The sequence below is a fragment of the Paenibacillus sp. sgz302164 genome (assembly GCF_056120505.1).
In genome coordinates, this window is the sequence record NZ_JBVYOL010000010.1 from 87,500 (window position 1) to 113,036 (window position 25,537).

The following is a 25,537-nucleotide window of genomic DNA, read 5'->3' on the forward strand; positions in this document are numbered from 1 at the left end:
TTAAATTCCGTGCAAATACAGGACGCTGCATTTGGAGCAAGCCGGCGTCAGCCCTTCCACGTTGATGATTTCTCTGATTCTTTCGTATTTCTCGGAATCCCAAATCTCCTTCAAGCTCTGTTCCTTTAAATTGCCGACCCCAAACTCGGAGAAAAATTTGCAGGCAGTGACTTCGCCTGTCGGCAAAATGTCCGCACGGGTAGACAGCGCCAGACACGTAGTAGCACAGCGACTTGTCATCGCCTCTCCGCGGACGAAGGATTCGATTTCATCGTAATCGAGTCCGGGCTGATAGCGAACGCGGATATTCCATACCCGATCGTTGATTTTTTTGAGCGATGCCATCAAAGCTTCCACATACTCCGGATTCATCTGGTATTTGAACGCATGCCAGGAGTTGATTTGACTCTCGTCCAATTGGCGCAGCCAGCTGAATTTCTCGGCAAAATAGCGGTCCATCTGCCCGGACGTTTCCTTCGAGATATACCAAGGGAAGCACAGAATCACCAGATCCAGCCGCTTCTCTTCGAAAAACTCCAGCAGTTCGTACAGCTTGGGAATCATCCCTTCATTGATAACCGAATGGACCGATATGCGGCCTTTATAGATTCCCTGATCGCGCAGCTCCACCAGACGCTCGATCTGCTTCATCGTTTTGCCGAAAGTCCCTTTGCCTCGAATGAAATCATGCTCCGTCTCCAACCCTTCGACAGCTATCAACAGTTCGAGATGGGGAGAAATGCGGATAATGCCGTCCAGGTATTTATCCATCAGCAATCCGTTGCTGCAAATCGTCATTTCCCGCGGGTCTTCCGCCAGCATATCGAGAATTTTGTCAAATTGCTTATGGATCATCGGCTCGCCGCCCCACAAATACAAGCGCGACTTGGCTTCCCGCGTCTCTTCCAACAAACCGCGGAAGACGTCGAGATCGATGTCCATGTTCTGTTCTTCCTTGTCCATATTTTGGTGGTACCCGTCTTCATTCCATTGGAAACAGTGGATACACCGCAAGTTGCAGCGGTTGGTCAGCTTAATGCCCAGCGATTCGGGCACAGGCGATTTATATAACGGATTTTTCAGGCGTTCCCGATAAGGAACCGCCATGTTCCTCATTGTTCGTTTCATCAGATCGAATGCTTTATCATCCATGACCACACTGCTTTTCGGTTGCATACAATCACCCCATCCTTTGATTTAGCCGATGCTCCTCTAGCATATGATCGGCGTATTCTTCATATTTGCCTTTATGTTCGAGCAATCTCTCGTGCAAGGGCTCCAGCACATCGGTCCGGAAGCCTGCCTGCTTCCAACGCTCGTAGGAAATGCCGTAACCAAGCTGCTCCCACAAAGCAGCATTCACTTGCTCATGCGGTCCGAACGGCTCCAAAAATACGACCGGCGTTGCGGAACTAAGCGAATCGATCAACGTTCCTCCGCCCGGCTTGCTGATGATCGCCTTCGCTTGCCGGATGACATCGTGCAAAAGGTTGTGATTGGGTTTGCCGACTAATTTCAGCGGCTCTCCCGGGCGAATCTGCCCCACCCTTGGGAACGTGTGCTCCGTCTGTCCGGCTTCCTTGTTCCATGCCTCCCACGACGGATCGATCGTATAATAACGGTGCTGCGGATGGTCGGTCGATTCGACCGCTCCTGCGACGACAACATCGAGGCCGTATCCCTGCGCCTCCAATTCGGCCGTTTTGCCGAGGTAGGTGCCCATTCCCCATCCGCCGCCATGAACCACCAGGCGTTCGGGGCGTTCCGCATAGGGCACGGGCGCCTCGTTCGAAACGGGCAGGCTGTAGAGGATATCCGGCTTTACCGTGTCGTACAGCCATATTTCCCGGTACCTGTCGCTGTAATCGGGCAGTTGTTTTTGCAAGCTTTTCCACGAGGGGGAGAGAGCCGCATCCACATACAGCAGGTCGGCCTTCAAGCGCCCGGCCCCTATCCGCTCCCGATACCTGTCGAGCACGTACACCCAATGTCCCGAAAGCGCGACGAACTCGCTCCTGCCTTCCCGTTCCCATTCGTCCAGCAGCCTGTCCACAGCTTCAAAATCCAGACTGTCCCGGATATCCATCGGCAGTTTCTGCGCGATTTTGGCTACGGCGAAGTTCGCGTGGTAATCCCGGCGGCTCTCGGCGATTTTGCCTTTCTTGTCCTTTTGCAGCAAATGCTCGAAGACAACTACCTCGGACGGGATGCTTCGCTGATCCAGCCGGCTCTTCAACAGCAGCGCCGGCATGTAGAAGCCCAGCCCGAATCCGGAGGCCAGAATGGTCCGTTTATTGGCTAAAGTCATGACATCGATCCCCCTTGTCAGTGAATTTGCTGCAGCGAAAGTCCGGAGAGTAAGTCCAAAAGCGAATCCGCCTGCTTCTTGCGGTGCTGCGCATCGCTCCCCACCACGGAAACGTAAATCCTCCCCTTGTAAAGCTTATCCGCCCTCTGATTAATGGTCAGCGTATTGGCTGTCAGCGGGATCACGCCTCCCGCTTGACCCGGCCGGAACAGAAGACCTGCCGCCTCCATCCTCGCCAGCACTTCTTCGAACTGCAGCCCGGGGTTGTTGATGGAGAGCGAATAATGCCGCAAATTGCCCTGCACACCCTGCGGTTCCAGATAACGATCGATCCGATGCTTGATCAAGCTCATCGACTTGCGGGCATTAATCTCCACGATAGGCACAAATGTGCCGTCCTTCAGCTTCATCGAATCGATGCAAACATGGCCGAAATAACCGTCTTGGTACAGCGCCTCCGCAGTACGCCTCATCAAATCGAAGTACCCGGTCTCCTCCAGCTCTTCGAGAAACGACGCTTCCGGCGTGTAGGACTCCTGGTAGGCAAACCCGTCGTTGGCAAGCTTTTGCAAAGACAAGAGGCGGTACCCGCCCTGTTCGTCAATGCTAAACTGGCACGAAAAGTCGAAAGCCTTCTCCAGGAAAGGCTCCAAAATAAAATGGGCCTGCTTCCCTTTCCTTTCCTGCGCAGTCACGTAGCTGACGATGCGCTCCCATATACTTTCGGAGTCGACAAACAGGTTGCCCTTGCCTGATACGCCGTAATTATCCTTGATCAGAAAAGAACCCTGACGCAGCATTTCCCATCCTTTGCTTTGAACGTCCTCGCCTCCGCTAACCTCCAAAGCATCGTTTCGGATCGACAGTCGGTCCCGCATCTGCGTGGAATATGCCTTTGAATTGACCGTCCGGATCGTTTCCATCCCGGGGATACGGCAGGTCAAGCCGAACCTTTCGCTCGCCTCCCTGACAAGCGGAATCGCCGCAAAGGGCTCCAGCTCCGCGCCCTCCGGAATTAGCCCCGCAAGGGTCTGCGCATCGGCCTCGCACAGCAGTTGAAAGACGCACTTCCCGTTATCCTGTGCGGGATGCTGTTCCAGGGCATGGCGGTTGACCGCAAAATCAAACCCGATATCTTTTAAATATTGATAATGCGCTTGATCCATTGCGCTGCGCGTCAGCAGCACGTCGCCTTCTTCGCAAAACGCAAACAACAGCTCGTCCATCGCCGAAACGATCCGAAGATTGTCCGCGTCAGGCAGCCCCGGCAGCTTGGCGAGATTAGGATCTCGCCAATACTGCTCCGCGTCGAAAGTGCCGCAGTGAACCTTTCTGTGCGCACCCGACCGGCTCATTGGATGTTCTCGCTGAGCTGGGCTTGAGGTTGTGGCTGTGCCGAGGCAACATAAGTGCAAAAAGCGTCCACAGACTCCAAATGCCGCATATCAAACTGATCGAAGTCGATTTCGACCCCAAACTCTTCCTCTACCCGCAAAATAAAGTGAATCAACTGCAATGACTCCATGCCGGAATCATGCAATATGCTGGAATCGCCGTTCAGCGATTGCAGCAGTGACGGATCGTTCTTGGCCTCGCTAATCATTTGAATAATTCGTTCTCTCATCATTCATTCTCCCTTCAATTGGTTATTGTTCGGATGCTATTTGACTGGAGGCACGAACATCATGAAAATTCATTGCTTTCAGAGCCCCGTCATAGACGATGATCTCCCGGTTGAGATATTGATGCAGCCCGCTGAAGTAACCCGGAATCACCATCTTGCGCGTGATAATATTCCGGTTAAACATTTCGGGCCGATTTGCTGCGACAACCAGCATGTATTTGTTCGGGTTCGCCGGATTCGGCTGTATGAACAGGATGCAGTAATCCCCTTTGGTGAAAGAGCCGTACATCCCGTATCCGGTTTCTTCACATGCGATTTGCAGCTTGTTTTGGTGCCGCCGGAGCACCTCATGGTCGTGCAGACGGGTGGCGATGCAGATTAGATTGGACGCCCCTGCCTCCTCATCCGAAAGCGTGTCCGCGCTGACAATCGGATACTGGACGACAATATTCGGGTCCCAGGCATTCGTCTTCGGTCTTGCCAACACAGCCGCCGCCGTCCGCACGCTTTCTTCCTCTTGAGGCGAGGCGAACTGTGAGGGAATCACAATTTGGAGCGAATCCATATAGATTCCGAGCACGCCCATTCCATGGTTCGATCCTTTGCAGGACGCCGTCGTTTCCTCTTTAAGCCGGTAACGGCCCGCTTCGTTCGCAAAAATAAATGCGCGTTTATTCGTTGCGTCCAAGAAGAAGCTTTGATTCTGAAGCGTCACTTCCACATCTGCGGACTCAAGCCGGTCCGGCAGGGTAAGCTTGAATTCGTCGACATGAACGGCATCCAGGACAAAGGTTGACTCCCCGGTCATTTCCCCGCTCACTTGCGCATACGGGGAGCCTTCGTTCATTTTCGTAATTTGCAGCCAATACGTTTGGTTGTGCCGCCCCCGCTCCGTTCGGTACACAATTTTGGATGGATACGGGTTTCTGCGCCATTGCAGCATCCAGCGGAACACCGCGTCAAGATAATGGTACGGAAAAATGTCCAAGTGATTGGAGTTTGTCTCCAATATACCTTCGTAGAGACCGCCGCCAAGTACGGATTCCGGGTGCCGATACCCTTCCTCGACCAAATAATCCCGATCCCCGCATATGTTCAGTACAGGCATGTTGCCGAGATTCGGCAATTGCTCCGGATGAGGCTCTCCCGCCAATACGGCGATAGCCGCAAACCGGGAAGGGTGCGCTTGAGCCAAAGCCCAGGAAGCATAGGCGCCATTGGAATATCCCGTTAAATAAACGCGGTTCTCGTCAATGGCAAACCGCTGCTTAATCACGTCAAACGCCTCAAGAAACGAGGCTTCGCCGATATAGCTGCCCAAAGTCACCCCGCGGCTGGACACGGTGGCGTAAATCGCTTCTTCATCCATCCGGGTTCCAAACTGCATGTCGCGAAAACCCGGAAGATCCAGTTCGTACCTGACGCCCGGCAACAGAAAAATAAGCGGATAGGCACGGTCCCGGGAATAATGCTTCGGCAAGCATACGGTATAGCGCTCAAGACTGCCGTCCAGCCGGGAATAAAAGTATCCTTCGCCCAGCCGATTGGCCGCAACGATATCAAGGTAGTGCTCTCCCCGCTTGAGCAGTTCAAGGCATTGCCGCCAAACTGCCCAGTACTCACTCACTACCCGGACTTGAAAAAATTGAATTTGTTTCCATTCCATCAACGCAATTTGCCGAATGTCCCCCAGCAGTCCCTGCAAATTCGTGCGATCCTCTTGATCAAGCGCCCTCTCGGCAAGCAATCCCTCATACTGCCGTTCCAGCTCAAGAACAAGTCCGGACACCGGCCGCACAAGCTCCTTGTGCTCAAACACATGCACTCCGCCATCCGTATCCTTATAATGAATCGCCATTCGAACAACATAGTTCGTCTGCTCTATTGCTCGGGTCATATCATAGACAATTTGGTGCTCCAGCTTCGTCTTGAACCTGTCGATGACACTGTCTTCGTCGTTCATGACCTCGACCCATACGTCTTCCTGCTCCGGTATGCCGATACGGTCCAACCGCAGCAAATAAAAAACCAACAGAGGGTCCGCTTCCTCTTGACGCTTGCCCCCGATCAAGTGCAGCTTATGCCTGAGATTACGTTCGACAAGCTCCTGCGCAAGTGCAGCAGAGCTCCCTTGCTCCGCACCTGCGCCGCTGATGCGAAGCGACCTGTCGTTGGTCGGATTGTTCAATGCTATAACGATCGTATGGTCGCCTTCCGTCAACAAGAGCCGAAACGACGCAGAAAAATAATTATGAAATACAAGCCTGCCGTCCAGCCAAATTCGACCGAATATGTTGAAAGCTCTAAAGACGGTCTCCTGCTCTAACTCGCACCTTAGGTTCGCAACTAGATATACAGTTTCATCCTCGGCAAGTGCCGGGTATTGAGATAAATCCAATTCAAAACCTCTGCTGTCGATCTGGGTAAGCAATCGGCATTCGCAGACTTCTCCCTGCTTCCATTCCAGCGAAGCCCCGTCCTTCAGGATGATCGAACCGTCCGGGAGCTCTTCCCGAAGCTCGGTTCCCAGCCCTCCCTTCACTTTGGGCACCTTTACCGGTCCAAGCCCAAAAGCAGCCGCTATGTGGACCGGTGCATCTTTCACCACCGTTGTTGCTTCCTCGACATGTTTAAATAGCATGGTCATCCTTTCTTCCATCTCCATTTGAACTTCATGACAAGATTCTTCTCTCAAATCCCTCCTTTTGTTCCAGATCGTCGACAAACCGGCATGATTCTTCCATAATCCGGTATGCAAAACAACATTCTCCAAAGAACCTCTAATATCCTCCATCAAAAAAACACTACTTTTGTAGAATTTTGTAGAATTGATTAAAATTTCTCATTATTCTGAAATTCACCACTGGTTGATAAAAATTTCAGCCCATGCGGGCAATTTTAGATGGAGTAATTTTTATGAAAACTGCTAAAAACGTGCCTCCGCTTACCTCCCTCCCCCTTTCCGATCGAACACCACCTGCAATTTACGTTAAGGTCAGCGACATACGATCCATGAAAGCGAATTCAAAAATGTGGTAATAACGACCCAAACCCGATATACTATAAATTGACAAAATCTGCATGCATTTTTATATAGAGACGGAGATGCTAAAATGGCCAAAGCAAAAATTGCCGGACTCACTCTAGCGGCTGTGCTGCTCGCACAATCCCCTGCCCTCGCGGCTGCCGAACCCCAAAAAATCGATGTCGGCATCAACCAGGTTGCTATTAAAGTCAACGATCAGCCTTTTAGCAGCAACAATATTTTGTACAATGGAACTACTTACGTGCCTATTCGCGATGTTTCCGCCATGCTGAGTCTGCCTATTAATTATTTCGGCAACAGCAAAACGGTATATATCGGACCCATTAGCTCCGATGTCGGCCCCTGGGATGCGGCTCCCGCTACCCCCAGCCATGATCCTATATTGGAAAAATCGAACACTTCCATCAGTGTCCATTTAAACGCGATAACGATTAAAGTCGACGGTACTGAGTTGAATTCCGACAATATTTTATATAACGGAACTACTTTTGTTCCTCTCAGGGCCGTTTCTGAAATGATGAAATACCCGGTCAACTTCGACTCGGCAGAGCGTACGGTATACATAGGGAAGACAACTCACCAGTTCCCTCCTAACAGCGAAACACAGACTCCCCCTCAAGAAGCTCCAAGGCAAGATGTGAAAAGCGACCCCGTTCCTGCGAGCGGAATGTACGCGGTTCCTGCTGAAGGAGATATGCAAGGTTGGCAATTGTTAAAAGGACACCGTTATGAGCAGGAAGCAAACATATATTTTCAGCGAAACGGGACTTATTTGACGGTAAAACTGGAGCCGATTCAAACACAAGATTTAAACCAGATTATTGAATGGACAGATGAAGACGGGAAGAAAAGGAAGACTAAGCTGGGGGATCTTTATAAATTATTCGGTACATTCAGCAACCAATATACGGATGATTTTTTATTAAACACTTTCGGTGATATATACGCTGACTGGCTGGCACCAAGTACTATAAAAGCCGATCAATTGGTCGAGCAATACCTCAAAGAGACAGGCCAGCTTAAGTAGCAAAATCCCCCGCCGGCCCAAGCCTGATGGGGACTTCCCGGCAAATCGACAGCGCCGCGCGAAGTGGTCGACCGACCGCCATCATGCAGCGCAACACAGCGCGCTGGGAGCTGCGGGCGGGGCGAAAAAAAACTGCGAAAGTCAGGTGCCCAAAAACCCCCGCGTCAGAGGCGATAGCCCACAATCTGCCTGGCTGCGCGCGATGCGAAAAAAACTGCAAAAGACAGGCTGCCCAAAAACCTCCGCGTCAGGGGCGGTAGCCCACAATCTGCTTGGCTGCGCGAAGAAAACCTGCAAAAATACATGAATTTGCGTCCTTGATCGCTGGCCACGGAGAATTCCTGCAATTGTGCAGGCTTTTCCCCAAACACATAGGCTCAGATCCACTTTCAGCAAAAATCCCTGCACTTTTGCAGGCTTTTCGCCAAAATGGGCCTTTTTCACAGAGAAAACCTGCACTTTTGCAGGTTTTCTCTCTCATCCCCCCCTCACTGCACAACGCCACAACCTGCTTTCGCTCGATCTGTTCGGCGAAGCGGAGATTCGCCACCCACTGTACAACAACGCCATAACCCGCTCTGGAGAGATGCATTGGAAAAGACCGGCCGCACCCCAAATTCAGCCCCCCTAACCCGTCACTTTCTCAACAGTCTGATTTTCGTTTCCCGAGGGTTTCCAGTATAGTCCAGAGGCCGGGGAGCGCCAAACGCTACCGGGCGTTTAACAAACGGCAGCGGCGACTTTGGAGTACATTGCGGTTCACACCGCGTGCAGCTCCCAGTACGACGCGCGGCGACTCATGACGGCGGCCGTCCCGTTACCTCCGCACTGCTTCACGGTCGGACAAGTAGCTCGTCGGCACTTCCCCCGTGATGCGCTTGAACACGCGGTAAAAATACGACGGATCGCCGTACCCGACGAATTCCGCGATTTCCGTGACGGTCAGGGCCGAGTGCCGCAGCATGTAGACCGCGGTTTTGATGCGCATCGCATGCACGTACTCACTGATGGTCTGACCGGTCACTTTGCGGAACATCGTCGCCGTGTGGTTCGGTGACCTGCCGACCGCTTCGGCAAGCAGCTCCTTCGTGACTTGCTCCCGGTAATGGTTCTGGATGTACTCCTTCATCTGATCGACCAAATGCTGCAAAGCATGAGAGACGGCCCCCTGGTCGTGCTCCCTGTTCATGTGTACAAGCACTTCCTGGAGCAGCGCCTCGCACATCGCAAAATAGTACGATTTCCGTTCGCTCCACTGCTCGTACATCGTGCGGATGCGTTCCAGAATTAGTTCATATTTGCCGGTTGCGCAGCACAAATAGTTTGCGGACCGCAGCAAAGGAAGCGCCTCTGCGGCCTGCTCCGGTTCGAAGCGGACCGTGTATTTTTCATGCATCAGGGTGGGCACGCTTTTGCCGTAGTACGGGACTCCTCCCGGAATGAGCAGCGTCTGCCCTTTTTCCAATACGACTTTTTTGTCGTGGATCCAGTAGACGCATTTCCCGTAGCAGACAAGCACCAGCGTCCATGCCGAATGCGAATGGGTCTCTTCCGCATACCAATTGCTGCTTTTATCGTAAACAAGAGAAACGATCTGCATGCGAACACCGCCAATAATACTATGATACATAGATCATACTATATTTCATATCCGTTTTTCACCTTTCGTACTAGAATGAAGCCAACAAGTAAATTCAACCCGAAAGGATGAACCGATCATGAGAAAGACGAAAATTATTTGTACGTTAGGCCCTGCATGCGATTCCGTACCTGTTTTGAAAGAGCTGATCGCCGCCGGCATGAACGTCGCGCGCTTGAATATGGCCCATGGCGATCTGGATGAGCACCGCCGCAGAATTGCTGCCGTCCGCGAAGCCGCTCGGGATATGGGAGTCACGATACCGATCCTGATGGATATCAAAGGGCCGGAAATCCGCATCGGACAATTGGAAGAGGCGTCCTATGATTTGTTTAAAGATCAAACTTTCGTGCTGACCACACAGCAAATTATGGGCAATGGCAACCGCGTGTCCGTCAACTACCCAGGGCTTCCGCAGGACGTGAAGCCGGGCGCTATCGTCCTTATTGACGACGGCTCCATCGAGCTTCAAGTCGTCGAAACAAGCGGAACCGATGTCATGTGCCGCGTCCTGACCGGAGGCGTTCTCAAGCAGCGCAAGGGCGTCAACCTGCCGGGCATTCGGACATCCCTGCCGGGCGTAACCGAGCGGGATATCCAGCATATCGAGTTCGGGGTTCAGGAGAACATCGGCATCATTGCCATGTCTTTCGTCAGAAACGGAGACGATGTCAGAGCCGTCAGAGAAATTCTCGAGAAGCATCAGGCGGGCCGCACGCCGATTATTTCCAAAATCGAGAATGAAGAGGGCATGACGAACTTCGCGGACATTTTGCAAGCTTCCGACGGCATTATGGTAGCGCGCGGTGACTTGGGCGTGGAAATCGCGACGGAAGAAGTGCCGATTGCGCAAAAAGAGATGATCCGCGCCTGCAACCGGGCCGGCAAGCCGGTTATTACCGCTACGCAAATGCTCGATTCGATGCAGCGCAATCCGCGCCCTACGCGGGCCGAAGTCAGCGACGTGGCCAACGCCGTTCTGGACGGCAGCGACGTGGTGATGCTCTCCGGCGAAAGCGCGGCAGGCAAATACCCCGTTGAATCCGTAAAAACGATGGCCGCCATCGCCGAGCGCACCGAGCAATCCATCGAGCACAACGCTGCGCTGGAGCTTGACAGCGAACTTACGAATGAAATTACGGAAGTGATCTGCCAAGCGGTCGTTTCATCCGCTCAGCGGCTGCAAGCGGCTGCGATTCTGGCTCCGACGGAGAGCGGATTTACCGCGAGAATGATCGCGAAGTACAAACCGTCCGCCCCGGTGCTGGCGATCACCTCGAACGAGCCGGTCATCAATTTGCTCAGCATGGTCCGGGGCGTTACCCCGATCCTCGGCGAGCAGCACGATTCGACCGACCAAATTATCCGTTCCGCGATCCAGCAGGCGGAAGGTCTCGGTTATGTGAAACCGGGCGATCTCGCCATCGTCTCCGCCGGTATCCCGATCGGCAAATCAGGCACGACAAACTTGTTGAAAGTGGAACGAGTATAATCCGCAAAAGAGCGCCGATCCCCAAGATCGGCGTTCTTTTTGTGTACGTCGACTGGGGGTTCGGTAAAGCTTATAGCTATGAGTAGACATCCCTTGAACTCGAATGATAAGAGGGGAGCCGGTCTGCCGACCGCTGCCACTTGCGAATCGTGGAAAACTGTTCGAAATTTCATACAGAAATTGTGCTGATTTCGTAAAATCGAAAAATAAGTATGAAAAACCGAACATAATCGTGCCCTGCAGTGGTAAAAGATGACTTTTGTATGCGAAAAATCATATAGAAAAGCGTAAAAGGGACTGCACTAGCAGGCTGTTGAGAAACCCCTTTTTTTCCTGGATGCTCAAAAAAAGCACCAAAAGTATGAGCTAAATATCCCTCTCAGATCGTTTTAAATCAATTTTTCTCTTCGAGATGAGTGGCCCCCACATAAAAATTAATCTGAGAGGAAACCTGTCAGACTTTCTCAACAGCCCGAATAGGCCATCTCACGGCAACCGGTTACAGCATCCACCCGACACAGCCCGATTGGAGATCGAGCACGCGAGTCTGCAGTCGCCGAACATCCCCATTCCTGTCTGCCGCCGGACGGACGAACCCAAAATGATGGGGCAACCTGTTTACAGGTGAGCCAGTGGAAAAAGGGCGGGAGTCCCCTTTTCAGGGGGTTGGCCGTGCTTACGCATAGTAACGTCGCAGCACGCGGTCGGCAGACTTTCAGCGCGCCTTAGAGACGCTTGCTTGTAACATGCCCTCCCTTGTATTTATGGGGAAACCTCACAAAATCTCACAAAATCTCAATCATTCGCAGGATTTCATAGTATCCCAAACGAGCACCATTGGTTAGGCGGGGGCATTTACAGGGCTGATGGAAGCACCGGCTAAGCCGGTGGTTATGACTGTTGTTCAGCCCAGCTTTTGCCGGTGGCGAATATGGCCCGTCGCGTTAATTTCCCCGCCCACGATAATGAGGAGCGCCGAGATGTAGAACCAGGTCATAAGCACGATGACTCCGCCCAGACTCCCGTAAGTTGCGCCGTAATTGGTAAACTGGCTGATATAGTAGGAGAAGCCCCATGATGTAAGCTGCCAGCCCGCCCCCGCGAACAAGGCGCCGGGAAGGACGCTTTTGCAAGTCAGACAAGTGTTCGGAGCTATGTAATAAATACCGGTAAAAACGATAAATAAAATAATGAAATTGATGACCCAACGCATGACGTTCCACACATCAATTTGCGCTTTCGGGACATGGACATGAACGTGCATCCAGTTGCCGATCCATTGTCCGAAGACGCTCAGCAGCAAGGCCGAGGCGATGACGATCAGCATGCCGGCGGTCAGCATCACAGCCAGCAAGTGCGAATGAATGAAGCTTTTGCGCTCCGGCAGCCCGTACGCCTTGTTCACGGCGAGCACGATGGAATTCATCGCCGCGCTGGCGCTCACAAGAGACAAAATCAGCCCGAAAGAAAGGCTGCCCCCTCTTTTTACATCCAGCAAATCAACAATGCTTTTCTCCATCCCCCGCGCGACCTCTTGAGGCACGTACTCTTCGAGCAGAGCCAGGACATCCTTGGTCTCTATAGGCAAATAACCGAAAAGACTCATGATAAAAATCAGGAAGGGAAACACCGACAGCAAAAAATAGTATGCGCATTGCGCGGCAAGCCCCAAAGCGTCGTCCCGCTGAAATTGCCGCCACAGCGCTTTGAAGTAGGACGGAATTTTGATCCTCATCGCGATCCGTTTCCTTTCGCTTTGAAATGGAGTTTCCCGTTACAGGTTAATATGGCTTTCCCTCGCCCATTTTACCAATATTTTTTGTGGTTTCAGGGCTCCGGTTCCAGAAGTCTGTCCGATGAACCCGAAGCTCCGACCGCCGGACTCCCGGGCGAACTGCAAGGATGTGCAAAGCGTGCAAAATAGTCTCAGCCCCCGTAACCGGTCCGCAAAAATATTACGATTGTGCTGCAAGAGCCGCTTCCTTTACAGTTAAAGCAATTTCAACTGCCTTAGGAGGAATAAAAAGATGGCCGACTTCAACATGCAATCGTTTCGGCAGCCGGACTCGGCGTACCGGATTCATCCGTTCTGGTTTTGGAACGGGGAGATGGAAGACGATCAAATCCGGCATCAGATCGATGAAATGGCGGACAAGGGCGTGGGCGGTTTTTTCGTGTGCGCGCGTCAAGGGCTGCAAATCCCCTACTTGTCCGAAGCATGGTTTCAAAAAGTGCGGGTCGCCCTGGAAGCGGCGAAGCGCAAACATCTGGGCGTTTGGCTGTACGACGAATACCCTTATCCCAGCGGAATCGCGGGAGGGGAAGTCACGCTGGAGCATCCGGAAGCCAAGCATTACACGTTGACGCACCGCGCGCAGCGGGTCCGGGGCGGGGAACATTGGTCGGCCGAGCTGCCATGGGCGCGGATTTTGTACGCCAAAGCCGTTCCCGTTACCTCTAGCGGGGAGAAAATATGGCAGGAAGCCGTGGACGTGCGCGCCTCGATCGGGAATTTTCAGGCGGAGCCGATTTTTCAGAAAGCGGGGTTGACGGCTTACAACCAGAAGCGTTTTTTCACATACCGCACCGTTCAAAAGATCGAATGGACCGCGCCTCCCGGCGAATGGGAAGTGCTGGTCGTGCAAGAGCAGGAAATCGAAGATTTCAAATATTACGGCACATTCGTCGACCCATGCAACCGGGAAGCGATGGAGACCTTCATCCGGCTGACACACGACAAATATGCACAGCATTTCGGGGACTATTTCGGGACTACGATTCGGGGGATATTTACGGATGAAATCGGCCTTTTGGGCAGCATTCCGTGGTCGCCGCAGCTGCCCGCCTTTTTCCTGGAGCGCAACGGCTACGATCTGCGGGAGCATCTTCATGCTCTGCTCTACGAGGAGGCGGATGACGCAGCCAGGGTTCGCTACGACTATTATCAAGCCGTCCATTTGCTGCTGCTCGGCGCTTACCATAAGCAAGTCCATGATTGGTGCGAGCGGCACGGACTGCAATATGTCACCGAAGTGCCTTCGGTAAGGCACACGACGCAGTTGTACAGCCATGTGCCGGGCGGGGATACCGCTCATGAGAAGCTGGGCAGGCCGCTTGACTGGATTTTGAACAACCATCCGGAAAGCTTCCGCAGCAGCGCCAAAATGGTCAGCTCCCTCGCCCGCCAATTAAACAGGGAACGCAATCTGATCGAGTGTTTCCACAGCGTCGGCTGGTCGATGACTTTGCAGGATGCGAAATGGATGATCGACCGGATGGCCGCGCAGGGGACCAATTTTTTCAATTTCCATGCCTTTTTCTATACGCTGGACGGATTGACGAAGCACGACGCTCCCCCTTCGCAATTTTTGCAAAATCCGTATTGGAAACATTTCAAACAGCTCGGCGACTACGTTGGCCGGATCAGTTATGTCATGAGCTGCGGGCAAGCGGATATTAAAGCGGCCGTGCTGCAGCCGACGACATCTCTGTGGGCGCACATGGGAAATCCGTTCCATCATTTCGATTACGGCGGCAATCAAGCGGAGGAAAAGCGGAAGCTCACCGATTTAAAAGCTTGGTGGACACGCATTTGCAACGAGCTGACGATGAGCGGCAGAGATTTTGACCATCTCGATGCCGAACTGCTGGCGGAAGCGGACATAAAAGACGGGCATGTCACGCTGGGCTCCGCAAGCTATTCCATCGTCATCGTGCCTCCCGTCACGAATCTGGAGAACGGCGCCTGGGCCAAGCTGCAAGCTTTCCTTGCGCAAGGCGGCACCGTCATCAGCATGGGGCAGCTGCCGTACCAGGCGATCGAGCCGTCGCGGCGGGAGGACGCCGCCGCGATGGCAAGTGCGTTCGGTCTGCCGGGAGCGTCCGGCGAACAGTTTTGGAGCGGCTCCTCCCGGGAAGCGGAGCCGGCGAATTGGTCCAAAGGTACGGCGGCGAACGCGTACCATTTGCCCTTCACCACCGACGCCGCGGCACCGGCGGCGCTCGGCAAGATGACAGCGCTGCTCGAAGAGCTGCAGCCGCTGGCTGTGAAGCTGACCCCCGCCTGCGGCCGGTGGGGGATCTTGATGCAGACGCGGCGCATCGCCGGGGATGCCTTCCTGGTGTTCGTCAGCAACCAGGAAGAGGCGCGCCGCGAGGTGTCATTGCAGGTTACGGCTGCGCTATGGGCCGGAACCGGCACGGAAGATGGCGATCTGCACGCCATCGCTTTCTCGGAGCTGTCGCTGGATAGCGGCAGCGAAACATCGGCGGCGGCCCGCCGGGACGGGACGGTCTGGAGCCTGCCGGTGGCGCTGGCTCCCTACGAGTCCCGGCTGTTCCGGCTGACCCGCGTCGGCCGCAGCGCAGCGGCCCTCGCCCCGGCGGCCACCGCCCCCGACCTGGCCGCCGGCCACAGCCCATGGCGTCTGCCCATCGCCGCCTCGGACAAAGACTTGTGGACGCTGCGCACGGAACAGGACAACGCCGTCCGCTTCGACACGTTCCAGCTCACGATTGCGCAGCCGGACGGCTCGTTGGCAGGCGCGCCGGCTCAGGTGCAGGTGAAAACGTTCATCGATCAGTGCGCCGATCTCGCGGCTTCGACGAATCTGCCCGTGCAGATGAGCCAGCTGTTCGGCACCCCGATGCGCATCGGGCTCGCTTATCCGCTTCAAGCGCGTTACGCCGCTTCGTTTATCGCCCGGCAGACGCCGGAGAAGGCCCGGCTCGTCATGGACCAGGGCGCAGTGTCCGGCAGTGGAGCCATCCTGATCAACGGCCATCGTCTGGAGAAGCCGGCCTTTGAGCGGAGCTTCCTGTACGATCATATGAACGTAGCTTGCGATATTGCCCCTTATTTGCAAGAAGGGATAAACACGATAGCCGTTGACGTGGAAATCGAACACGACTGGAACGGGCTTGTCGATGCTCTTTACATTACCGGAGCTTTCCGTGTCGGATTCGACGACGACCGTCGTCCGGTGCTGAAGCCGCCCGCCGTACAAAAGCAGCCGCTGGCTGCGAAACCTTATCCGGGGTTCCCTTATTTTTCCGGCACCCTCTCGTTCACTCGAACGGTAGAGCTGGTCGCATTGCCGGATGCCGCGGCCTTCGAGCTTTCGTTCGAGGGACTGGACCCGCAGTTCCATGAGGTGACGGAGGTGCTTGTGAACAGTCATTCCCTTGGAGCCCGCGCCTGGATGCCTTACCGTTTCACGGGAAGCACAAGCTTGCTTCGCCAGGGCGGCAACGAAATCGAGGTGCGCGTAACCAATACGCTCATAGGGCTCCTTGAAGGCAAATATTTCGATTATGCCAAGCATGAACTGAAGCCCGTGAACAGCAGGCTTTAACATTTGAACCCGAGAAAGGAGCGCGGCATGGATGGCATCATCACTCCAACAAAAGCAGATAAATGCCGGCATTTCCTATAGCAAACGCAAAGGCGGATTAGCCAGAGACCTGCTCCGCGATAAATATTTGTATCTGCTGGCGCTGCCGGGCATTCTGTTTTTCCTCATTTTCAAATTTATCCCGATGTGGGGGGTTGTCATTTCTTTCCAAAACTACTCCCCCTTTGCGGGGATTACCGGCAGTGAATGGGTCGGCTTCGAGCATTTTCAGCGCTTTTTCTCGAACCCCGACTTCATGCTGCTGTTCCGCAACACGATGGCGATCAACCTGCTCAATCTGATCCTGTTTTTTCCGCTGCCGATCGTGCTTTCCTTGCTGCTGAACGAGCTGCGCAGCGTAGTATACCAGCGGGTCGTCCAATCGATTATTTATATGCCGCACTTTTTATCCTGGGTCATTATTTCAGGCTTAACCTTCCTGCTGTTCGCCAAGGGCGAGGGGCTCGTCAATAAAATGCTGGAAAGCATCGGCCTCTCCCGCATCGACTTTCTGACAAACCCTGATTCGTTCTGGTTGATGCTTACGGCTCAATCGATTTGGAAAGAATGCGGCTGGGGCACGATCTTGTTCCTCGCGGCTATGGCTAGTATCGATCCGGGAGTATACGAAGCTGCCAAAATCGACGGCGCGGGGCGTTTGCGCCAAATGTGGAGCATTACGCTCCCGGCGATTCGCAACGTGATCATCACTTTGCTTATACTGCGGCTCGGCCATATGCTCGATGTCGGATTCGAGCAAGTATTTCTGATGTACAACGGCGCTGTCTCTCAGGTGGCCGAAGTGTTCGATACGTACGTGTACCGGGTCGGCATTCAGCAGGGCGAGTTCAGCTACAGCACCGCCGCCGGATTGTTCAAATCGGTCGTAGGGCTGGCCCTGGTCGTGCTGGCGAACTGGATCGCCAAAAAAATGGGCGAAGAAGGCGTGTATTAATGTTATGAAGATCGGGCTAACGATTCGCAGGAGGACGACACTATGAAACCAGGGTTAGGAAACCGTCTTTTTCAACTCATCAATATCGTCGTATTGGGGCTGGTAGCGGCCGCCACCTTTTTTCCGCTTTACTACGTATTCGTCGTTTCCTTTACGGACCCGACCGAATATCTGAAAAAAAGCTTCGTGCTGTTCCCCCGCGTCTGGTCGCTGGAATCGTACAAATTTCTGATGGCGACGGGGGCCTTTCCGAAATCGATCGCCGTGAGCATATACGTGACGCTGGTCGGAACCGCCTGCAGCTTGATCGTCACCTCGGCGCTCGCTTATGCGCTCTCCCGCAAAAGAATGCGCGGCAGACAGCTGATTTTGCTGGCGATCCTGCTGACTATCCTGTTCAATCCGGGGATCATCCCGAACTATATGCTCGTTCGCGAGCTGAAGCTGATCGATAGCCTGTGGGCGCTCATTCTTCCGGCTTTGGCAAGCGGGTGGAACGTGATTTTGATGAAAGGCTTCTTCGACAGCATTCCCGCCGAACTGGAGGAATCCGCTGCGATGGACGGCTGCAACGACTTGACTGCGTTTTTCCGGATCATTTTGCCGCTGTCTCTCCCGTCGCTGGCCGCTTTCGGACTGTTTTACGCGGTAGCGTACTGGAATCAATTTTTCAACGCGCTCATTTATATCAACGATTCGGCCAAATGGCCGCTCCAGGTTATGCTGCAAAACATTTTGCTGAACGCCAATAACGCCGATCTGCGCATGGACGCAACCACCGTCGCGCCGCCGTCGGAAACGCTCAAAATGGCCGCCGTTATCGTCGCCACGATTCCGATTCTGCTCGTATATCCGTTCTTGCAAAAGCATTTCGCCAAAGGGGCTATGGTCGGCTCAGTCAAGGGATAAGCAGGCATCAGGTAGAGGATTTCAGCTCAAGATGTCGAAAAACGTGTTTATAAAATGTCCTGGAAGGTGAGCATCTTGACTGAAATGATGACATCGCTGCTTCGCTACTTGCAAAAAAACAAATACAACAGCCGCTTTTTCCGCAGAAGTCTGGCGATGATTTTGGTTATGGCCAGCATACCCGGCCTCATCATCGGGCTCAGCATTTATTGGATCGCGACGAACAACATTGAAGAAGAATTGCAGCGTCTGCATCAGAACCAAATCAAAAACCGGGCGGACAACATCGACGACCAGCTCGCTTCTCTGGAAATGACGATCTCCCATTGGGCGTTTGACTCCAAATTCGACGAGAAGCTGAAATCGCTGAATTTTGCCTACGATTACGATCAGGTTCAGGATATGTACCGGACCCTGCTCCAGATAGAAAGCGCGCACCCGCTGCTGGAAAAAGTCGAGCTGTTTTTGGATAAACCCCGGCCTCTGACGTTTTCGAAGGAACAATACACGTTTTTGAGCAAGCTGTCCGATATTGAAAGCTACGAAACGATATTCAAGCACGGAAAATCGGTATTTTGGGAAAACCCTTATCCCAAAGGGGCGGCGAAGCAGGCCATTACGCTGGTCGATAAAATCCCCGGGGCAAGCAGCGAATCGTTCGGCGCGATTATCGCTACGATCAATCAGGAGAAGCTGCTGCAGCTGCTCAAAACGTTAACTCCTTACGACGAAGGAGCGACGCTGCTGTTCAACGAAACCGAGGACTGGAACTTGACCAGCAGCAGCGCGGAGGGGCGCGATTTGGACCAGGCGATCAAGCGGGAGTACGCGAAGCGCCAATCCGCGCTCGAACTCCGCGCAGACGATCTGGGGAAAAAGCCGGAATCGTTTCTTTTCGAATACAAAAAGGTGTCCTACTCCGTTTCATACGGGCATTTCAGCCGTCTCGGGCAAACGTGGGTCTACATGTCGGCAGCTCCGCTGTCCTCCATCACCGCTTCTGTCGTTACGATTTCCCAGTGGATTCTGATCGTCAGCTTTACCGGCCTGCTGCTTGCTCTGCTGCTGTCCTGGTTCGTTTCCCGCCGCATCTACTCGCCCGTTCACCGGCTCATGACTTTGCTTACCGGGGAGAAGCACGATGGAGCAAGGGACGAATTCGCGCTCATCGAGAAGCATTGGCAGCACTTGTCGAAGGAAAGCGAGTCGATGCGCTCCAAGCTTAACGAGCAAATCCCGCACTTAAGGGAAGGGTTTTATTTGCAGCTCGTACAAGGTTATTTGTTCGCGCTGCAGGAAAGCGATATCAAGGAAAGAATGAAAAGCTACGGCTGGGAGACCGATGACCGCCAGTTTGCTGCGCTTATGTTCCAATTGACCGGGTTTTCCAACCCGGAAGGCAAATTTTCAACCGGAGACGAGAGTTTGGCTACCTTTGCGGCTTCCAACATCATTAACGAGCTGCTGCAAAACGAGTACGAGCAGGCGGAAATTATTAATTTCCACAATTTTTCGGTCGGTGTGCTGCTGTCCTTTCCTGCCTCCCACCCTGTCAAATGGCTGGAAGAAGATTTGGAGCAGGTATGCCTGGAGGTGGCCCGGACGATTAACCGAATCCTGAAAATGCAGGTGACGGTGTCCATATCCAAATGGATTCATAACGTCAAACAAATACCGCATTTGTTCGAGGAAGTGAGACAGGCGTTGGTATACCGGGATTTGCTGGACGACAATCAAATTATTAGAACGGAGCAGATCTCCAAACTCAATCAGTTGAAAGAAAGCAGCTATCCGTTCACCCTGGATAAAGAAATCATTCACGCGATCCGCAGCGGGCAGGAAACGGACGCTGCCCTACTAATCAACCAGTTCATGGAAGAGCTGTCCGCCAACGGGTCGACGGAGTTCGTGCTTCAGCAGGGCATGCTGCAGTTGCTTGGGAGCATCCGTTATGCGGCGCTGCAGTCCGGCATGAACCCTGTCCAACTGTTCGGCAGCGTCAATCTGTTCGAGCAGTTGGCTCAGATCAAGGAACCGGAGGAAATGCTCAAATGGTTCCGGCACAAGGTGATCGCCGTTTTCGTGCAGGAGATGATCAGCCGCCAGGACTACCACTTCAAACATACGATCGAGCAAATTATCGTCTATTTGGGCGAGCAGTATATGACACCGCTTTCCCTCGAATCGTGCGCCGAGCTGTTCGGAACGAGTCCGTATACGTTAAGCAGGGCGTTCAAACAAGTGACAGGCATTAACTTTATCGATTATTTGACGAATATCCGCATCGCGAACGCCAAGAAGCTGCTGGCCGAAACGGATATGAAAATCAACGAAGTGGCGGACCGGGTCGGCTATCAGCACAGTTACTTCAACCGGCTGTTCAAAAAGTACGAGGGCATCACGCCGAGCCAATTCCGTGAGCTGCGCGGCTCCTAAGAAAAGTTCAAGGCTGCAATATAGTCCTATCTTTTCGGAAACCGCCTACAAAAAAGTACGATTGCCGATCAAATTAAAATCAACTAATGTCTACCTTGTGTTCGACACAGAACGTTCGCTCCGCAGAAGACATGAACAAGGGAGGACCACTTAATGAAACAGAGTACAAACAAGAAAGCGGCGCTGGGCTCGCTTGCGCTATTGCTGGCTTTATCCGGCGTTTTGAGCGCTTGCGGCGCCAAAGACAATACGGGAGGAAAAAGTGCGGCCAATGATGAAGGCCCTTTGAAAGTCAGAGTGATGACGATTTTGCTCAGCCCTTCCCCGGCGGCGGATGACAACAAAATCAAGCAGGCGATCGAAAAAGCGACGAACTCCAAACTGGACATCCAGTGGGTATCCGGCAACAACTACACCGACAAGCTGAACGTGACGCTCGCTTCCGGGGACATTCCGGAGCTGATCACGATCAACGATCCGTTCACATCGGTGTTCCGCAACGCGGTTACGCAAGGGGCGTTCTGGGATTTGACGCCTTACATCAAAGACTATCCGAATTTGAGTTCCAAAATTTCCAAAACCGCCTGGGAACTGACGAAAATGCAGGACGGCAAAAACTACGGCATTCCGCGCCCGCGCCCGTCCGAGGCCGACTCGTTTTTCGTCATCCGCAAAGACTGGCTGGATAATCTGGGCCTGAAAGTTCCTACAACGACGGATGAACTGTACGAAGTTATGAAAGCCTTTGCGGAAAAAGACCCGGACAAAAACGGCAAAAACGATACGATTCCGCTTGCCGCCTATATGAATCCCCCTGCCGACATGGGGACCCTGGGGATGATCGAGAACAGCTTTACGGGCGCCAACGTGAAGAACGATAAATGGAAGCTTGTGGACGGCAAAATGGTGAATACGGTGCTGCTGCCGGAAAGCCGTCAAGCGCTTGAGTATTTGGCGAAAATGTACAAGGAGAAGCTGCTGCCGGAAGATTTCGCTTCCTTGAAGCTGACCCAGGCTTCGGACTTGTTCAAGGGCGGCAAGGCGGGCATCATTATGGAAAAAGCCGGGACGATGAACGACTATTACCAAAAGCTGAAAGAAATCGATCCGAAAATAAAGCCGGAAGACTTCTACCCGCTGACAAATATAAACGGCTACAACCCGAAAGGACCGGGCTTCTCCGGTATGGTCTCGATTCCGAAATCGGTTCCGGAGGCTAAGATGAAGCGCATCCTGAAGCTGGTCGACACATGGATGAGCGACGAAGTATTCGCCATTCAGCAGTATGGCATCGAAGGCATTGACTACACGGTGAAAGACGGGCAAAAAATTATCAACACCGAGCAGTTGGCCAAGGATAACGGGCCGGATTTTAACCAAATCGTATATGTCGCCGATCCGTACGCCAGCTCCACGAAAGTGTTTTTCCCGAAAGAAGCGAACGAATTGTACAAAAAGATTCAGGACGAACGCGCCAAAACGAGCGTAGCGGACGTCAGCATCGGGCTGTACTCCCCAACAGTGCAAAAGCTGCTTCCGGAATTCGAGAAAAAAGCGCAGGATTTGAAAACGAAAATTATTTTGGGCCGCGAGCCGATCTCGGCTTGGGACGATTTCGTCGCCAAAGCCAAAACCGATGCCGACTTGGCGAAGATGAGCCAGGAAATGACCGAAGCTTATCAAAAACGCAGCGGCGCAGGGGGCGCCAAATAAGCTTGGGCAGACCAAAGGAGGACATGAGCGGGTGAGCGAGCGTTATATCGATGACAACGAAAGTATTTTCATGAAATGCGGGGACCGGGTCGAGGATATTTTGCTGACGGTCGCGGGCCGATACATCGGCAATAATCCGCCGCATCCGATGGCTTACCGGGCTTTTTGCGCCGACGGCATTTTGAAGAAGCACGATTACAGCTATGATTTCAATCTAACGGAGCGCTTTCCGGAGATGCGGAACGGCCAGCATGTGTACGCTTGGAGCAAATATTGGAGCGATGCGGAGGCGCCGCTGAATTTTATTTTGCACTGCTACGGGCCGCTGACGCTGTACGCGAACGGCGCTCAGATTTATAAAGCGAATATTGCCGATGAGCTGAACAGAAAGCGGAGAACCGTAGTGACGATTCCGCTGAACAAGGGATGGAATCATCTGGCGTTCCGGTTTACGAAAACGGAGGCGGGCTGCGGCGGTTCCCTCGGGCCGGGCTCGTACAAGAGCAATCCGGTCCATTTCCTCGCTCCGTCGCCGGAACGATCCGGGCACGAAGGATGGATTTATACGGAGCCGCAGGATACGGTCTGGAGCACACTGCCGGGGGAAGGCAGCAGCGAAGCCGACGGCGGCGTGAAGTGGTTCCCCGAGCTGCGATGGAGCGGTTCGCAGCAAGCGGACGGCCCGATTGCGCGGATATTCGGCGATTTGCAGGGCAAGTACGCGCTGGCTTGGACGAAGCTCCGCTCGCTCTCGGCCTCACTCTCGCAGGAGCCCCGCCAGGTGGAGCTGACCGGCCGCGCCTTCGGCGCCACGGCGATTTATTTGGCCGGCCGGCTGCAGGCCTCCATCGAGCAGCCGGGCCCTTTCCGCGCCGTGCTCAGCCTGTCTTGCGGCCTGCACGATTTGACGGTGCAGAGCTTCGGCGCCGGGTTCGAGCTGGACCCTCTGCCTGAGGGCGTGCAGTTGGTTGAGCCGTATCCGGTGCATGGGAACAAGGACACCTGGCTGTATTTGGGTCCTTTCGCCGCAGATGAGGCGATGCCGAATCCCGCCGAGTCCATGCATTCGCTGGTGGATACGCGGGAAGGCGGGACTTTCTGGCGGCTCGACCAGCCGAATACGCGGGTGCGGCCATTCGCCGAAAACGCGCTGTTCGGCAAATGGAATTACCCGCTGGGCGTGACCCTCTACGGCATGCTGCAGACAGGGAAGCTGCTGGACCGCGACGATCTGCGGCAGTACGTTTATCAGCACATTGAAACGTGTACCCGCCTGTACGGCTATGCCAAATGGGACAAGGAACAATACGGCGCCTCAGGCGTATTGAACACATTGGCGACGCTCGACAGCCTTGACGACTGCGGCTCCTTCGGAGCCACGATGCTGCTGGCGCTGCAGGAGCGCGAGCTGCAAGGCGCGGAGGCGATCGCCGACGTGATAGCGGATTATATCGGCAGCAAGCAGGAGCGCCTGCCCGACGGCGCCTTGTACCGCAAACCGCGTCATGTCGACTTTCCGAACGCGACGCTGTGGTGCGACGATCTGTACATGAGCGTGCCTTACCTGTGCCGCTGTTATCAGCGGACGGGCGAGATCGGCTTTTTGGATGATGCGGCCAATCAGTTCGTGCAGTTCAAAAAGCGGTTATTCATGCCCGAGCGGCAGATCATGTCCCATGTTTACGATTTCGGTATAGACAAACCGACGAGAATCGCCTGGGGGCGCGGCAACGGCTGGGTGCTGTTCTCGCTGTCCGAACTGCTGGAGGTGCTGCCGGAGCAGCATAGCCGCCGCAAAGAGCTCCTTCAATTTTTCAATGAATTGTGCGAAGGCTTTTTGCGCCTGCAAGGCCGCAGCGGCCTGTGGCATCAGGTGCTCACCGAGCCGGAATCGTACGAGGAAACATCCTGCACCTCGATGTTCCTCTACGCCTACGCCCGCGGAATACGCCACGGCTGGATTGACGATGCGGACCGATACATGCCGGCCATTCAAAAAGGCTGGAACGGGCTGGCCCGCATCTCGATCGATAAGTACGGCAACGTGTACGGAGTATGCCGCGGATCGGGCTACTCGTACAGCGTCGGCTACTACAAGGACGATCTGCCTTGGCTGCTCAACGATACGCACGGCATAGGCATCGTTTTGCTGGCCGGCATTGAAGTGCTGAAGCTGCAACGGTTTCTCGCCGACACCTGCAGCACCAAAGCCACCTGAGCTACCGGAGCTACCGAAGCCGCAAAGGCCGCCGGAGATGCCGAAGCCGCCGGAGGCGGGGCCAGCGCCCCAAAGCCACCTGAGCTGCCAGGGGCGCTGAAGCTGCCTGAGTCAGCGCCAATCCGGGACCGGGGCGGTATACTTCTGTCAAGCGGATTGCATCGTTAGAAGGAGGCCCCGGAAGAATGCGTTGCCAAAACGATGCTTCGCCAGCCGCACGTAAAAAAACTTCAAAAATCTGGCTGCTGAGAAAACATACATTGGAGAGGCGCATCCCTTTGGCGCATTGAAAACCTGCAAAATCTGATTGTTGGGCGCAGCTGTTCTTCCCCAACCCCCACCTCTCCTGTACGGGTCGCAACGGTGCTCAATAAGGGGGATGAGGCAGCTTGGGTAGGGAGAAAACCTGCGAAAGTGCAGGTTTTTTCCGTGAAATCGGCTAATTGGGGCGAAAAACCTGCAAAAGTGCAGGAATTTTTGCTGAAAGTGAATCTGAGCCCATGTTTTCGGTGAAAAGCCTGCACAATTGCAGGAATTCTTCGCAGCTAGCGATCAAGGGCGCAAATTCATGTATTTTTGCAGGTTTTCTTGGTGCAGCCAGGCGAGTTTGCGACTGGCTCTGGCGTGCAGATTTCTGAGCAGCCTGAAAAATACACCTTTATGCTCCTTGATGTATTTGCCTCGGAACTGTTCCTGCAAATCTGCAGGCTTTGCAAGCGAGAGGCAGGCAAGCAAGGGGGGCACGAGAGGGAAGTAGGAGGCCGTGCCTCCATTCCC

The 25,537-nt window shown here is 53.8% G+C and carries 15 protein-coding genes; 8 read left to right on the forward strand and 7 right to left on the reverse strand.

Going from position 1 to position 25,537, the window contains the following annotated elements:
- From AC0LWT_RS17950 to AC0LWT_RS17970, 5 genes are read right to left on the reverse strand one after another with little or no spacing between them, the layout of a single operon-like run.
- The gene (locus tag AC0LWT_RS17950) at positions 1-1,176 is read right to left on the reverse strand and encodes a radical SAM protein (protein ID WP_474682635.1); all 1,176 of its coding nucleotides are present in this window, start codon (positions 1,174-1,176) and stop codon (positions 1-3) included.
- A 4-nt stretch (positions 1,177-1,180) separates the two neighbouring features.
- Positions 1,181-2,308 carry a glycosyltransferase family protein gene (locus AC0LWT_RS17955; RefSeq protein WP_474682636.1) on the reverse strand — a complete coding sequence of 376 codons (1,128 nt, stop codon included), beginning with the start codon at positions 2,306-2,308 and terminating at the stop codon, positions 1,181-1,183.
- A gap of 17 nt (positions 2,309-2,325) precedes the next feature.
- Positions 2,326-3,663 carry an ATP-grasp domain-containing protein gene (locus AC0LWT_RS17960; protein ID WP_474682637.1) on the reverse strand — a complete coding sequence of 446 codons (1,338 nt, stop codon included), beginning with the start codon at positions 3,661-3,663 and terminating at the stop codon, positions 2,326-2,328.
- A complete protein-coding gene (locus AC0LWT_RS17965; RefSeq protein WP_474682638.1) occupies positions 3,660-3,935 on the reverse strand; it encodes an acyl carrier protein in 276 nt (91 codons plus the stop codon). Before AC0LWT_RS17965 ends, AC0LWT_RS17960 begins: the two co-directional genes overlap by 4 nt.
- Before the next feature lie 19 nt (positions 3,936-3,954).
- Complete coding sequence (locus AC0LWT_RS17970; RefSeq protein ID WP_474682639.1) at positions 3,955-6,690, reverse strand: carboxylesterase family protein; 2,736 nt, start codon at positions 6,688-6,690, stop codon at positions 3,955-3,957.
- A 355-nt stretch (positions 6,691-7,045) separates the two neighbouring features.
- Between AC0LWT_RS17970 and AC0LWT_RS17975 the strand changes: the two genes are divergently transcribed.
- The gene (locus AC0LWT_RS17975; RefSeq protein ID WP_474682640.1) at positions 7,046-8,005 is read left to right on the forward strand and encodes a copper amine oxidase N-terminal domain-containing protein; all 960 of its coding nucleotides are present in this window, start codon (positions 7,046-7,048) and stop codon (positions 8,003-8,005) included.
- A gap of 817 nt (positions 8,006-8,822) precedes the next feature.
- On the opposite strand, the gene AC0LWT_RS17980 is transcribed toward AC0LWT_RS17975, so the two are convergent.
- Positions 8,823-9,605, reverse strand: coding sequence for a helix-turn-helix transcriptional regulator (locus AC0LWT_RS17980; RefSeq protein WP_474682641.1), 783 nt, complete (start codon positions 9,603-9,605; stop codon positions 8,823-8,825).
- A 118-nt stretch (positions 9,606-9,723) separates the two neighbouring features.
- On the opposite strand from AC0LWT_RS17980, the gene pyk reads away from it, so the two are divergent.
- Positions 9,724-11,136 (forward strand): pyruvate kinase, encoded by a 1,413-nt coding sequence (pyk, locus tag AC0LWT_RS17985; protein WP_474682642.1) that lies wholly within the window; start codon positions 9,724-9,726, stop codon positions 11,134-11,136.
- Positions 11,137-12,040: 904 nt separating this feature from the next.
- Here the strand turns inward: pyk and AC0LWT_RS17990 are convergent.
- Complete coding sequence (locus AC0LWT_RS17990) at positions 12,041-12,871, reverse strand: YihY/virulence factor BrkB family protein (protein ID WP_474682643.1); 831 nt, start codon at positions 12,869-12,871, stop codon at positions 12,041-12,043.
- A gap of 292 nt (positions 12,872-13,163) precedes the next feature.
- Between AC0LWT_RS17990 and AC0LWT_RS17995 the strand changes: the two genes are divergently transcribed.
- From AC0LWT_RS17995 to AC0LWT_RS18020, 6 genes are all read left to right on the forward strand, one after another.
- On the forward strand, positions 13,164-16,490 hold the full coding sequence (locus AC0LWT_RS17995) for a glycosyl hydrolase (RefSeq protein WP_474682644.1): 3,327 nt from the start codon (positions 13,164-13,166) through the stop codon (positions 16,488-16,490).
- Between the two features lie 31 nt (positions 16,491-16,521).
- Positions 16,522-17,484 carry an ABC transporter permease gene (locus tag AC0LWT_RS18000; protein WP_474682645.1) on the forward strand — a complete coding sequence of 321 codons (963 nt, stop codon included), beginning with the start codon at positions 16,522-16,524 and terminating at the stop codon, positions 17,482-17,484.
- 42 nt (positions 17,485-17,526) lie between these two features.
- Positions 17,527-18,393, forward strand: coding sequence for a carbohydrate ABC transporter permease (locus AC0LWT_RS18005; RefSeq protein WP_474682646.1), 867 nt, complete (start codon positions 17,527-17,529; stop codon positions 18,391-18,393).
- Between the two features lie 84 nt (positions 18,394-18,477).
- The gene (locus AC0LWT_RS18010; RefSeq protein ID WP_474682807.1) at positions 18,478-20,829 is read left to right on the forward strand and encodes a helix-turn-helix domain-containing protein; all 2,352 of its coding nucleotides are present in this window, start codon (positions 18,478-18,480) and stop codon (positions 20,827-20,829) included.
- Positions 20,830-20,982: 153 nt separating this feature from the next.
- Complete coding sequence (locus tag AC0LWT_RS18015) at positions 20,983-22,542, forward strand: type 2 periplasmic-binding domain-containing protein (RefSeq protein WP_474682647.1); 1,560 nt, start codon at positions 20,983-20,985, stop codon at positions 22,540-22,542.
- A 31-nt stretch (positions 22,543-22,573) separates the two neighbouring features.
- Positions 22,574-24,760, forward strand: a complete 2,187-nt coding sequence (locus AC0LWT_RS18020) for a glycoside hydrolase family 88/105 protein (protein WP_474682648.1) — start codon at positions 22,574-22,576, stop codon at positions 24,758-24,760.
- The last annotated feature ends 777 nt before the right edge of the window (positions 24,761-25,537 follow it).

What these genes read in the sequence shown, in the direction of transcription:
- AC0LWT_RS17950 (WP_474682635.1), bottom strand. Translation starts at nt 1,176, where the DNA reads ATGCAACCGAAAAGCAGTGTGGTCATGGATGATAAAGCATTCGATCTG.
- AC0LWT_RS17955 (WP_474682636.1), bottom strand. Translation starts at nt 2,308, where the DNA reads ATGACTTTAGCCAATAAACGGACCATTCTGGCCTCCGGATTCGGGCTG.
- AC0LWT_RS17960 (WP_474682637.1), bottom strand. Translation starts at nt 3,663, where the DNA reads ATGAGCCGGTCGGGTGCGCACAGAAAGGTTCACTGCGGCACTTTCGAC.
- AC0LWT_RS17965 (WP_474682638.1), bottom strand. Translation starts at nt 3,935, where the DNA reads ATGATGAGAGAACGAATTATTCAAATGATTAGCGAGGCCAAGAACGAT.
- AC0LWT_RS17975 (WP_474682640.1), top strand. Translation starts at nt 7,046, where the DNA reads ATGGCCAAAGCAAAAATTGCCGGACTCACTCTAGCGGCTGTGCTGCTC.
- AC0LWT_RS17980 (WP_474682641.1), bottom strand. Translation starts at nt 9,605, where the DNA reads ATGCAGATCGTTTCTCTTGTTTACGATAAAAGCAGCAATTGGTATGCG.
- pyk (WP_474682642.1), top strand. Translation starts at nt 9,724, where the DNA reads ATGAGAAAGACGAAAATTATTTGTACGTTAGGCCCTGCATGCGATTCC.
- AC0LWT_RS17990 (WP_474682643.1), bottom strand. Translation starts at nt 12,871, where the DNA reads ATGAGGATCAAAATTCCGTCCTACTTCAAAGCGCTGTGGCGGCAATTT.
- AC0LWT_RS17995 (WP_474682644.1), top strand. Translation starts at nt 13,164, where the DNA reads ATGGCCGACTTCAACATGCAATCGTTTCGGCAGCCGGACTCGGCGTAC.
- AC0LWT_RS18000 (WP_474682645.1), top strand. Translation starts at nt 16,522, where the DNA reads ATGGCATCATCACTCCAACAAAAGCAGATAAATGCCGGCATTTCCTAT.
- AC0LWT_RS18005 (WP_474682646.1), top strand. Translation starts at nt 17,527, where the DNA reads ATGAAACCAGGGTTAGGAAACCGTCTTTTTCAACTCATCAATATCGTC.
- AC0LWT_RS18010 (WP_474682807.1), top strand. Translation starts at nt 18,478, where the DNA reads ATGATGACATCGCTGCTTCGCTACTTGCAAAAAAACAAATACAACAGC.
- AC0LWT_RS18015 (WP_474682647.1), top strand. Translation starts at nt 20,983, where the DNA reads ATGAAACAGAGTACAAACAAGAAAGCGGCGCTGGGCTCGCTTGCGCTA.